The 13,015-nt window shown below is 33.1% G+C and carries 10 protein-coding genes; 7 read left to right on the forward strand and 3 right to left on the reverse strand.

Features of this window, described 5'->3' with window-relative positions; translation table 11 throughout:
- Positions 1-46 precede the first annotated feature (46 nt).
- Positions 47-697 carry a Crp/Fnr family transcriptional regulator gene (locus G8C43_RS08875; RefSeq protein WP_166005551.1) on the reverse strand — a complete coding sequence of 217 codons (651 nt, stop codon included), beginning with the start codon at positions 695-697 and terminating at the stop codon, positions 47-49.
- A 208-nt stretch (positions 698-905) separates the two neighbouring features.
- Between G8C43_RS08875 and G8C43_RS08880 the strand changes: the two genes are divergently transcribed.
- The 6 genes from G8C43_RS08880 to G8C43_RS08905 all read left to right on the forward strand — a co-directional run bounded on the left by G8C43_RS08880 (position 906) and on the right by G8C43_RS08905 (position 9,548).
- Positions 906-2,213 carry an anaerobic C4-dicarboxylate transporter family protein gene (locus G8C43_RS08880; RefSeq protein WP_160542829.1) on the forward strand — a complete coding sequence of 436 codons (1,308 nt, stop codon included), beginning with the start codon at positions 906-908 and terminating at the stop codon, positions 2,211-2,213.
- 41 nt (positions 2,214-2,254) lie between these two features.
- Positions 2,255-3,655: an aspartate ammonia-lyase gene (aspA, locus tag G8C43_RS08885; protein WP_160542663.1), complete on the forward strand. Its 1,401-nt coding sequence runs from the start codon at positions 2,255-2,257 to the stop codon at positions 3,653-3,655.
- Positions 3,656-3,922: 267 nt separating this feature from the next.
- Positions 3,923-5,626, forward strand: a complete 1,704-nt coding sequence (gene aspT, locus G8C43_RS08890) for an aspartate-alanine antiporter (protein WP_160566613.1) — start codon at positions 3,923-3,925, stop codon at positions 5,624-5,626.
- 47 nt (positions 5,627-5,673) lie between these two features.
- On the forward strand, positions 5,674-7,314 hold the full coding sequence (aspD, locus tag G8C43_RS08895; protein ID WP_166005553.1) for an aspartate 4-decarboxylase: 1,641 nt from the start codon (positions 5,674-5,676) through the stop codon (positions 7,312-7,314).
- 29 nt (positions 7,315-7,343) lie between these two features.
- Positions 7,344-8,405 (forward strand): type II asparaginase, encoded by a 1,062-nt coding sequence (locus G8C43_RS08900; RefSeq protein WP_105297285.1) that lies wholly within the window; start codon positions 7,344-7,346, stop codon positions 8,403-8,405.
- A 6-nt stretch (positions 8,406-8,411) separates the two neighbouring features.
- Positions 8,412-9,548, forward strand: coding sequence for a porin (locus tag G8C43_RS08905; protein WP_166005555.1), 1,137 nt, complete (start codon positions 8,412-8,414; stop codon positions 9,546-9,548).
- 148 nt (positions 9,549-9,696) lie between these two features.
- Here the strand turns inward: G8C43_RS08905 and G8C43_RS08910 are convergent, their stop codons facing one another.
- Positions 9,697-10,692 (reverse strand): AMP-binding protein, encoded by a 996-nt coding sequence (locus tag G8C43_RS08910; protein ID WP_166005557.1) that lies wholly within the window; start codon positions 10,690-10,692, stop codon positions 9,697-9,699.
- 84 nt (positions 10,693-10,776) lie between these two features.
- Positions 10,777-11,784: an o-succinylbenzoate synthase gene (locus tag G8C43_RS08915; RefSeq protein ID WP_166005723.1), complete on the reverse strand. Its 1,008-nt coding sequence runs from the start codon at positions 11,782-11,784 to the stop codon at positions 10,777-10,779.
- A 101-nt stretch (positions 11,785-11,885) separates the two neighbouring features.
- Between G8C43_RS08915 and G8C43_RS08920 the strand changes: the two genes are divergently transcribed.
- Positions 11,886-13,013 carry an endonuclease gene (locus tag G8C43_RS08920; RefSeq protein ID WP_166005558.1) on the forward strand — a complete coding sequence of 376 codons (1,128 nt, stop codon included), beginning with the start codon at positions 11,886-11,888 and terminating at the stop codon, positions 13,011-13,013.
- Positions 13,014-13,015 lie beyond the last annotated feature (2 nt).

A 13,015-nucleotide genomic window follows, 5' to 3' on the forward strand; every position in this document is an offset into this window, starting at 1 on the left:
ATTAACAATTCAAGAATTGATTTATGTTTTTTAATAATTACTGAATTTATCCGTATTTTATTATTTCTTCCAGTTTTTCGATATCTTTTATAATAATGTCTTTGCCTTTCGTTTTGATCAGTTTTTCTTGTTCAAACTTTGTAAGGGTATGAATAATGCTTTCTCTGGAATATCCTATAATTTCTGCAATTTCGGTTCTAGTTAAACTAATGTCCTTAAAATTTTTATTACAAAATTTTAAAATAAACATAGCCACAGCTCCTTCCACATTTTTAAAACTAAGATTAATCAACCATTCCATGGTTTCCCGTAGTTTAAATTCTAATTTATTGCTTATTTTAAGATAAAATGATTTATTTAATTCACAGATTTTTTGAAACAAGTTTTTGGGAAAAACCATTAATTTAGAAGCGGTAAGCGAGTGAGTACTGTAAGGATAATGTTCCAATAATATATAATCCTTACCTATAATTTCACCCTTTCGGGCTATATAAACGATTTTTCTTTTATTGCCGGATTGGTACGTCAATTTACAATACCCTTCCAATACAAAATATATATTAACCGCAAAACTGCCCTGTTTAAAAAGGGCTTCTCTGGAATCAAAGTCAACAATACTACAATTTTGAGAGAGAAACATTTTCTCCTCCTCAGTTAATATAGCATAAAAAGGGATGGTAGTAATCAGCTTCTCCATGTTCAAAAAAGTAAGATTTTTCACTTACAAAGGTAATTATATTGTTTTTAAAATACAAATAACATCACTTACAAAAAATAATGAAAATCTTAATTATCTGTTTACATTTGCAATTATTAAATAATTAAAACTAAGATTTGTTATAAATATTATACATATTATTAGTTTTAAATTAAATAAAATTAATTTTTAGATGAGTAACACTTTAATGATTTTGCTGGAATTTATGGTTGTAATGGCAGCCATATTTATCGGGGCGAGAAAAGGAGGTTTAGGATTAGGTATTTTCGGAGGTCTGGGATTGGCTGTTTTAGTTTTTGTTTTTAAGCTGAAGCCGCAAAATCCGCCCATAGATGTCATGTTAATGATAGTTGCAGTAATTACAGCAGCAAGTACATTACAAGCATCCGGGGGTATAGACTATATGGTAAATATCGCTGAAAAGCTTTTAAGAGCTTATCCTCCTGCCATTACCATAGTAGCCCCTATTGTTTCTTATATTTTTACGATGATTGCAGGTACCGGACACATAGCCTATGCACTGTTGCCTATAATATCAGAAGTAGCCACCGATGCAAAGGTGAGGCCTGAAAGACCGTTAAGCATTTCGGTTATCGCGTCACAACAAGCCATAACCGCAAGTCCCATTTCTGCAGCTACGGCAGCTTTACTTAGTGTAATTATGGTAAAAAACCCTGAATTAAGACTTACGGATATTTTAATGATATCAGTACCTTCCACTTTAATTGGAGTTATAGTTGCTGCAATTGTACAAATGTTTATAGGAGTAGATTTAGAAAAAGATCCTGAATATCAAAAAAGAATAAACGAAGGCTTATTAGAAATAAAAGAAAAAAGCAGCAAAAACAAAGTAAGTTTTGGAGCAAAATTATCTGTGATCATCTTTTTGGTTAGTGTTGTAGGGATAGTGGTTTTTGGTTCAATTGACGGAATGAAGCCCACTTTTAATGGTGTACCAATGGCTATGCCTCATATCATAGAAATACTTATGTTGGCAGCAGCAGGATGTATCTTACTATTCACTAAAACCAATGTAGAAAAAATAGCAACCGGTTCCATTTTCTCTGCAGGAATGCAAGCAGTAATAGCTATTTTTGGTATAGCCTGGATGGGTGATACTTTTTTTGGTGGAAATTTAGATTTCTTCAAAGGATTGTTAACCACTATGGTTACAGAATATCCGTGGACCTTTGCAATAGCCTTATTTATTATGTCCATCATGCTGTTTAGTCAAGCAGCAACCGTACGAGCACTTATGCCGTTAGGAGTTTCCCTGGGCATACCTATCCCTAGTTTGATAGCTATGTTTCCGGCAGTAAATGGATATTTCTTTATTCCAAATTATCCAACCATAATAGCTGCAATAAACTTTGATCGTACCGGTACTACTCGTATAGGAAAATACGTAGTCAATCACTCTTTCCAATTACCGGGATTTATCGCAACCATTGTAGCCGTAAGTGTAGGTTTTGGTTTAGCTTATTTACTATTTTAAAAATAAAAAAACAACCGTAAAAAAATTATAAATAAAAAATTATGTACAGAGTCGAAAACGATTTGATAGGAGATTTAGAAGTTCCTGAAAATGCATATTATGGAATTCAAACTCAAAGGGCTGTAAACAATTTTCATATAACAGGTATAAAATTATCTAATTATCCGGAATTAATTAAAGCGTTAGCTTATGTAAAATGGGCGGCAGCAGAGACTAATTGCGAATTAGGAGTCTTAGATGAAAATATCAAAAATGCAATTGTAAAAGCATGTCAGGAAATTATAACCGGTAAATACGACAAAGAATTTCCAAGTGATGTAATTCAAGGAGGAGCAGGAACTTCAACCAACATGAACATAAATGAAGTGGTAGCCAATATTGCATTAGAAATAATGGGACATAAAAAAGGAGAATACCAATATTGTTCCCCTCACGATCACGTAAACCTTTCCCAATCTACTAATGATGCCTATCCAACTTCTATAAAATTAGCAGCAATTAATTCTAACATGATCTTAATTGATCATTTAAAACAATTAATTGAATCTTTCCGCAACAAAGGAAAAGAATTTATGCATGTTTTAAAAATGGGAAGAACCCAATTGCAAGATGCAGTACCTATGACTTTAGGGCAAGAATTTGAAGCCTTTGCAGAAACATTAAGCGAAGATGTGGAAAGGTTGACCCAAAATTCTAATTTATTTTTAGAAATCAATATGGGTGCTACAGCCATCGGAACCGGATTAAACGCAATCCCCGGTTATGCTGAATTATGTGCTAAAAAATTAGCGGAAATAACAAAATTACCGTTTATATCTGCGAAAAATTTAGTTGAAGCAACCCCGGATACCGGATCATATGTTATTTATTCATCAGCTTTGAAAAGAGTAGCCATCAAGCTTTCAAAAATTTGTAACGATTTACGTCTATTATCATCCGGGCCTCGTTGTGGATTGAATGAAATCAATCTACCGGCTATGCAACCGGGATCTTCCATTATGCCGGGAAAAGTTAATCCCGTTATTCCGGAAGCAATGAACCAAACTTGCTTTAAAGTTATTGGAAATGATTTAACAGTAACTATGGCTGCAGAATCCGGGCAACTCCAATTAAATGTAATGGAACCTGTAATCGCATACAGCCTGTTAGAATCAGTTCATATCTTAATGAACGCTATGGACTGTTTACGTGTAAATTGTATCGACGGTATAACAGCTAATGAACAACATTGCAAAGATATGGTATTAAACAGTATAGGAATTGTTACAGCATTAAATCCCTATATAGGATACAAAAACAGCACTAAGATAGCTAAAGAAGCCTTAGAGAAAAATTTAAGTGTTTATGACTTAGTGCTCGAAAATAAGCTTTTATCAAAAGAAAAATTAGATGAAATTTTAAACCCGCAAAATATGCTGGGGCCACATAAGTATAAAGACTAATATAACCTTGAAAAGCAATTGAGAAATCAATTGCTTTTTCTTTTTTAGTTATATATACTATCAAGAAATTCATTGAAATATCGAACATAATATAAATTTTTTAAGGAGGTACTTTTTAGACATTAATAGGAATAGGGAAAAAATATAAGTTCATTTTGTTGGCATATTAATTGTATTTTATATAGAGTTATTTTATGGGATAAAAAATATTATTTTCTTTTTTTATCTCTAATTAACCTAAAAAATATTTATTAAAAAACAAGATATATGGAATGGATTTTAAAAACTATTCAAGGTTCTCCTGAATTAGCTATTTTTCTCACCTTAGCATTAGGTTTTGCAATCGGACAAATAAAAATTAAAGGATTTAGTTTAGGCGCCGTTACGGGCGTTCTTTTAATGGGAGTATTAATCGGACAGCTGGGTATTTCCATTTCGCCTACCGTAAAATCAGCATTTTTTCTCATATTTTTATTTGCCGTTGGATATAGTGTGGGTCCTCAATTTGTGCACGGATTAAAAAAAGAAGGATTGCCGCAAATTGCATTTGCAGCCTTAGTATGTGTATCTTGTTTATTAGTGGGATGGGTTGCCGCAATTATTGCAGGTTTTGATGTAGGAAATGCAGCAGGATTATTAGCCGGAGCTAATACCATATCAGCAGTAATTGGAGTTGCATCCGATACAATAAATCAGTTAAGTATAGACTCATCTCAAAAACAACAATTAATAAATCACATTCCCGTTGCGTATGCAGTAACTTATATATTTGGGACAGCAGGAACAGCATGGTTTTTATCATCCATTGGACCTAAGCTTTTAGGAAAAGATGTTATAGGACAAACCAAAAAATATGAAGAATCATTAGGAGGAGAAATACAAGATGATGATTCAAGTTTAGAATATGCTTACGATGGAGCTACTTTTAGAGTAATTGAAGCAGGAAGTTCATTTTTTAATCAAAAACGCTCCGTTCAAGAGGTTGAAAATTTACTAGTAAACAAAGGATGGCCCGTCTATGTTGAACAAATTCGTTCAGCTTCCAACAATGAAATTATTTCAGATCCCACTCCCGATACTACTATCAATAGGGGAGATCGAATGGTTTTAAATGGCCCGTTAGATACCATTTTGTCCGATGAAAATCTGGTCGGTAAAGAAGTTGCAGATTTGGAATTATTGGATTTTAAGGTAGAAAGTTTAAAGGTAATGGTTGCCAATAAAGAAATAATCGGAAAATGTTTACATACCTTAAAATACAATAAAAACAGACACGGAGTAATCATATTAAAAATACATAGAGGAAAAACAACAATTCCTTTATTAAAAAATGTAACCATCCAACGAGGAGACATTGTAGAAATAGAAGGCAGGAAAACAGACGTAGATAAATTTGCTTCCTATTTAGGTTATCCGGAAAGACCCACTAATGTTACTGATATTCTATATATAGGATTGGGTATATTTTTAGGAGGATTATTAGGGTCATTATCAATCCGTACCGGAAATATTCCCTTAAGTTTAAGTGCCAGTGGAGGAGTTTTAATTATGGGAATTATATTCGGATGGTTACGATCCTTGCGACCTACTTTTGGATACATTCCTTCGCCCTCAGTTTGGTTGATGAATAATTTGGGTCTAAACATGTTTATTGCCGTAGTGGGAATAAATGCAGGACCCGATTTTATTTCAGGATTGAAAACGGCCGGAGTAAGCTTATTTATCGCAGGAATATTTGTAAGTATCGTACCCATGTTCATTGGTATATTATTGGGAAGATATGTATTTAAATTTAATCCAGCCATTACCTTAGGGGCTTGTGCAGGAGCCCGAACTACAACCGCTGCATTGGGAGCCTTGGAAGATACATTACAAAGTAAAGTTCCGGCCCTGTCTTATACCACTACTTATGCCGTTGGTAATACACTACTTATTATATGGGGAGTAGTAATTGTTTTGTTAATGAGCTAGCCATTGAACACATAAAAATTAGTAAAACAAGAAAAAAGTAAATAACAATGGATATTTCTAAACTAAAAACCTCTCGTCGTAAAGAGCAGCAATTAGAACAACTAAGCCCTTTTGAGTTAAAAAATGATTTGATTAAATTGGCCTCAGATCAACAAACCAAACCCACCAGAACCATGTTAAATGCAGGTCGCGGAAATCCCAATTGGATAGCAACAGTTCCTCGAGAAGCATTTTTTACCTTAGGAAGGTTCGGAATAGAAGAATGTAAAAGAACCTTAAATAAACCCGAAGGATTGGCGGGGATACCCGAAAAAAAAGGAATAGGTAAAAGATTTGAAGCATTTTTGGAAAAAAATAAAGAGCAACCCGGTATTGAACATTTAAAAAATACCTACAAATACGGTATAGAAAAACATAAATACGATCGCGACAGTTGGGCACACGAATTAGCGGAAGGAATTATCGGAGATCAATATCCAAGTCCGGTAAGGATGTTAAAACACATAGAACCCATAGTTCACGATTACCTCATTCAAGAAATGTGCGGGAATAATCCGCAAAGAAGTGGTAAATATGATATTTTTGCCGTAGAAGGAGGAACGGCTGCCATGTGTTATATTTTTGATTCTTTGATGGAAAACTATTTATTAAGAAAAGGAGATCATATTGCTTTAGGAGTTCCTGTTTTTACTCCTTACTTAGAAATACCTGAATTAAAAAGATATGACTTTAAGGTTACTTACGTGCATGGTACAGGAAAAAATAGCGACGGAACTTCCAACTATCAATATCCGGATGAAGAATTAGATAAATTAGGAGACAAAACCATCAAAGCCTTTTTCATTGTTAACCCAAGTAATCCCACCTCAGTAGAAATTTGCGATAAGAGTCGAAAATATCTCATAAAAGTAGTTAAAAACCTCAATCCTAATTTAATGATATTGACGGATGACGTTTATGGTACTTTTGTTCCCAAATTTAGCTCATTAATGAATGAATTACCACAAAATACACTTTGTGTTTATTCATTTTCAAAATATTTCGGAGCCACAGGATGGCGTTTAGGGGCTATTGCTTTATATGAAGATAACATTTATGATAAAATGCTAAAAGCAATACCTGAAAAAGAAAAAGCTAAAACAGCAAAATTGTACTCTAGTTTGACTTTATATCCTGAAAAACTGAAATTTATTGACCGATTAGTAGCAGACAGTCGTCAAGTTGCATTGAATCATACTGCAGGATTATCCTTACCTCAGCAAATACAAATGATGTTGTTTGCATCGTTTGCATTATTGGATAAGCAAAATCACTATAAAAAAGTGTGTACAGATTTAGTAAAACATAGATTTAATCTACTTTGGGAAGGAATGAATATACCTATCAAACCCGATCCGGAAAGAGCATCTTACTATTGTGAAATAGATATTCATGAATGGGCATCTAAAAATTACGATAAAGATTTTGTTACTTTCTTGGAAAAGAATTTTGAACCCGTAGATATACTTTTCAGATTAGCCGAAAAATCTTCCATAGTATTATTAAATGGAGGAGGTTTTGCCGGTCCGGAATGGTCAGTAAGAGTATCGTTAGCAAATTTAGATGACGATGATTATAAAACTATAGGAAAAAAGCTTTCCGAAACAATGTACGAATACGTAGAAGCATGGAAAAATTCAAAAAAATAAATTCAAATATTAATTATAATTATTTAACTATGAAAACAAAAAGTTTAAAAAATTTGTTCAGTTTGTTTGTATTGTTTATTTTTATGGCGGTTAACGCACAGTATAAACCAACTATTTACATTTTAGCAACAGGAGGAACCATCGCAGGACAAGGGTCATCCTCTGTAACTCAGGCATATACAGCCGGTTCTATTACAGTAGATGAACTTTTAAAAGCAGTTCCTTCCATTAAAGACATTGCTAACATTAAAGCAGAGCAAGTAGCAAATATCGGAAGTCAGGACATGAATGACGATGTTTGGCTAAAATTATCGAAAAGAGTTAATGAATTGCTTAAACAAAAAGATGTAGACGGAATTGTAATTACCCACGGTACCGATACACAAGAAGAAACAGCATATTTTCTTAACTTAACCGTAAAAAGCAACAAGCCTGTAGTATTAGTAGGTTCCATGCGTCCATCTACTGCCATTAGTGCAGACGGTCCTAGAAATATTTACAATGCAGTTGCATGTGCTGGATCGCCGGAATCTTTAGGTAAAGGAGTAATGGTAGTAATGGATGATAAAATTATAGGGGCTGATGATATTACCAAAACGCATACTCTTTCTGTAGGAACTTTTGAAGATCCAAATTATGGGAATTTGGGAATCGTGTATAACGGTAAACCCATCTATACCCGGGAATCTGTAAAAAGACATACAATAAATTCAGAATTTGACATAACTAACATAACTAAACTGCCTAGAGTTGAAGTAATTTTAAGTTATTCCAACGCTAAGTCATTATTTGTAGATGCTGCAGTTAATGCCGGAGTAAGAGGAATAGTTACAGCAGGAGTTGGGAACGGAAACATTACTACCGATCTACAAAATGCACTTGCAAATGCAGTAAAGAGAGGGATTGCAGTAGTTCGTTCCTCCCGAATTTCAATGGGACCAACTGCTCAATATGATGAAGTAGATGACGATAAATATGGATTTACAGCATCTTGGTACTTAAATCCGTATAAATCCAGAGTATTGTTGATGCTTGCTTTAACCAAAACAAATAATTATAAGGAAATACAAAGAATGTTTACAGAATATTAAAAATTTATGAAGAAATTAAGTATTACGAAAAAAATTCTCATAGCGGCTAATTGTTTATTTTGTTTGTCCATGTTCGGACAGCAAACCAATCCAAGTACAGGAGATAACACTGTCAATGAACCATCTTTCAAATCCGTTCTGGATAAGTTATTGAAAGATGACAAAATGTTAAACATTATGTTTGATACTCGTGTAGATTATCAAGCTACTTTTAAAGGAAGTAAAACGGATCAAAGCAGTTTCAGAGGAAATACTGTAAAAGTATGGTTTGAAGGTGAAATAATTCCGGGGTTTCGTTACAGGGTACGTCATAGACTAAATACCCCTCAAAACGCATTGTACAGAGATAACTATTCATCAGCAACCGATCAAGCATATTTCGAAATTGATGCAGGAAAAAATTTAACATTCCGTGTAGGTAAACAAGCAGTACAATTCGGTACTTTTGAATTTGACTATAATGCTGCTGATGTTTACTTATATACTATGACCTATAATGACCTGGATGCGTATAAAACGGGGGTAAATTTAGCTTATAGAGTAGCAGGACAAACCTTAAATTTTGAAGTGGTAAATTCGGATGCTCCTCAATTTGCTACCGATAAATATAAAAATAAATCGTTAGCAGGTTTATTCTTATGGGAAGGTAGCCTTTTCAACAATGTATTTAGAACTCGATATGGATATGGAGCCTTTCAACATGATGCGAGCAAATATTATAACTGGATAACCATTGGTAACCAAATCAATCTTAAAAAATTTACAGCTGAATTAGATTGGTATATGGGAGATCGTGATATGGATTACGGGGATGTCGTTCAAAATGAAGATTTAGGATTAAGACATGTTAGAGACAATTCTGTTTCAGTTAATTTTAAATACGATTTAGGAAAGATAAAACCTTTAATTAAAGGAGTATGGAATAAAAGAAGAGATCAAATAAATTCTTCTTCCTATATTAATGGAGGTGTACAAGCAGCAGTTGAATATTATCCATTTACAGATCCGGCTATTAAAGACCTTAGATTCCACCTTATGTATGCGTATAACAGAACCAATTTTAACGGAATATATAACGGTTTAGATGGAATTAATGGAAATCAAATTATTGCAGGTATGCGTTGGTTCTTGAAAATCAAATAGAAATTGTACGATTATACTCAAATATTTTGACAAAAAAGCCTTATAATTTATTTATAAGGCTTTTTTTATACCTTAATTTTTAAATGTAAAATTTAAACTTAATAGAAGTAAAAAATCATTTTAAAAACAATCGAAATAAAAATAGAGCTTATATTTTTCGGATGATTTTTCCGGTAGGAGTTTTAGCGAAGCTTTCAACATAAATAAACTCTTTAGGTTTTTCATATTTATTTTCAAAATTGAAATCTAGAATTTGTTTTTCCAAATTGAGATCTTTTTTTCCGGCTATTATAATCACTACTTTATTACCTAGTAAAGGATCATGTACGGATGAAATGATAAAATCAGATTGAATAATAGATTTGAGTTGTTTTTCGACTTGTTCAGGAAAAATTTTAATTCCTCCGGAATTAATTACATGGTCCATTCTTCCTTTCCATTCAAATTCATTGTCAGAAATGAGCGAAACCAGATCATTAGTTACAATTTCTTCATCCAAAAATGGAGGAAGAATACACAAACAACCTCTTTCATCCACACGAATTTTAGTGTTGGGCATAACTTTAAAAGCCGAATTTACCGCATGACCCGATATTTTTTTAAGTGCAATATGAGATATCGTTTCCGTCATTCCAAAAGATTCATAAATATCGGTAGTTTGGTTTTTTAATTCGGATACCAATTGAGCGGAAGGCTGAGCGCCTCCTACAATCAACTTTTTAATAAGGTAAAGCTTATCCAATGAATTTTCAACTTGCATAGGCGTCATTGCAGAAAAGGTAAATTCTCTGTTAACATTCTCAAGGGGATGAGATACGGGCTTAATGCAATAAAGATCTAATTTCCAAACGATAGCTCTTACTAACATCATCTTACCTGCTATATAGGAAGAAGGCATACAAAGAAGAGCGCTGTCATTAGCTTTAAGATTTAAAAAAGTACCCGTCATCTTTGCGCTTTCAGCCATAGCTTTTTTAGTCAATTCAATATTTTTTGGAGTTCCGGTGGAACCGGATGTCTTTGTGATTATAGTGGGTGAAGCAGAATACCAATCTTTTAAAAAATCAACAAGGTCTATTTGCCATTTTTCTTGACAAGGTATTGCATTTACGTCTATAGGTTTTGAAAAATTCAGATGAATCATAAGAAATTTTTTTCTTTATACGATAATGATTACTATCAATGAAACTATATTTTTCAGAAGTATTTAACGGATACTTTTTTCAATTTATGGATTATAAAATAGATATTCACCCCTTACGGAAAGTTTAGAAGGGAAATTATTAGTATATAAACTTCCTGTACCCAAACCTTGCGGCATATCTTTATGAAATAAAGCAGTCCATTGCGCTATAGCATTTAATCCAATATTGGATTCTAAGGCTGAAGTGATCCACCAATCTATATTTTTAGATTCGGCTATTTCAATCCATTCTTCCGATCCTTTCCATCCGCCAATTAAAGAAGGTTTTAAAATTATATATTGAGGTTTTATAATTTCTAACGTTTTTTCTTTTTGATCTTTATAAAACTTACCGATCAATTCTTCGTCTAAAGCAATAGGAGTGGGAGTATATTTGCATAATTCAGCCATTTGATTTTCATTTCCGGCTTTAATGGGTTGTTCAATGGAATGAATTTCAAGTTGAGCCAGTTGCTCTAATACCTTTTTTGCTTCCTCAAAAGAAAATCCGCCATTAGCATCCACTCTCAATTCCAATTGAGAAGCAGAAAATTCTTTGCGTAAGTTTTGTAATATTTTATATTCTTCTTGCCAGTTAACACCAATTTTAAGTTTTATACAACTATAATTTTGTTCAAGTTTTTGTTGGATTTGCTCACGCATAAAGTCCAAATTTCCCATCCAAATTAATCCGTTGATTTTAATTCCTTGTTTTCCTTCGGTAAATTCAGACGGAAAGAACATTCCTTCTTTTCTGTTTTCAATTTGAGCAAAAATCTGTTCAATACCGAATTGTATGGAAGGAAATTCTTGACAATTCGTAAGCAAAAATTCTTTACCTTCATTGATATGATCACATACCCATTGCAGTTTAGGCTCATATTCCGTTTCGGAATCAGCACTTAAACCCCTAAAAAAACTACATTCGCCAACATATTCCGTATCTGAATTTTGAACTTTTAAAAGATAAGTTAGCTTAGAATTTAATGTTCCGCGAGAAGTTCCTGCCGGACGCTTAAATTGTAATTCGTATGAGGTGAAATTTGCCTGTATCATATAAAAAAATAATTATAATTAGTGAGATATTTATCTTAACTTGAACAAAAGTTAAAAACTTTATCAAAGTTATTACCAACGCTAAAATTACAAATAATATGAAGAAAATTTTATTATTTTGGATTGTACTATCCACCTGTTTTTTTTATTCTCAGCAAGCTGAGATACAGTTTATAGAAAGTAAGTCAATACCTCTCAACTATTATGCGGATGCATACGGTACGGGATATGACTTAAAAACAAGTTTGAAAGAAATTATCAAACAGGGACATGTACCCATTGGATATAAAGGTTTGTGGAATTTATATAAGTCCATGAGTGCTTTTGGTGATCAATGGTATGAAAACGACGGAACTGTTTTGGATATTTATTCTGAGATACCTAACGGTGCGGATCCCTACAATTATCGGTTTGGTGTAGATCAGTGCGGAAATTATACTAAAGAAGGAGATTGTTATAATAGAGAGCACCTGATACCTCAATCTGTATTTTATAAAAAAAATCCCATGCTGTCTGATGCCTTTCATATTTGGCCAACGGACGGAAAAGTGAATGCTATGAGAAGCGATTATCCGTTTGGCAGAGTAGGTAACAGCAAATGGGTATCCAAAAACGGATCTCAATTGGGTAGCAATGCTAATTCAGGGTATTCTAAAGGGTATAAAGGAGTCGTTTTTGAACCCATTGATGAATTTAAGGGCGATATAGCTCGAGCATTCTTTTATTTTGCAACCCGATATGAAGATGAAATCAGTTCTTGGAGTTTTGATATGTTTAATAGAACAAAAAATCAAGTGTTTACCGATACCTTTAGAAATATATTGCTGACTTGGCATGTAATGGATCCTGTCAGTGACCGAGAAATAGACATGAATGAAGCTATTTATAGTAAACAAAAAAATCGTAATCCCTATATAGACCATCCCGAGTGGGTGGAAATGGTATGGGGAAATAATTTAAAAGTGGAAAGTTTCGAATATCAACCCAGAGATTTTTTAGAAATTTATCCTACTCTTTCTTCGGGAACTGTTTATATAAAATCCAACGATTATAAATCCGCAATTAAAAAAGTGATGGTTTTTTCTTTAAACGGAATTTTATTACAAACCATTGTCAATTCCTATAACAGCGATTTATTGACGATTACTATTCAAAAATCAGGTAGTTACATAATAAAAGTAATGGGAAATGATTTTGAAGTAAACAGAAAAGTTATAATCCAATAAAA

It is taken from the genome of Apibacter sp. B2966 (genome assembly GCF_011082485.1).
Taxonomy (GTDB): Bacteria; Bacteroidota; Bacteroidia; order Flavobacteriales; family Weeksellaceae; genus Apibacter.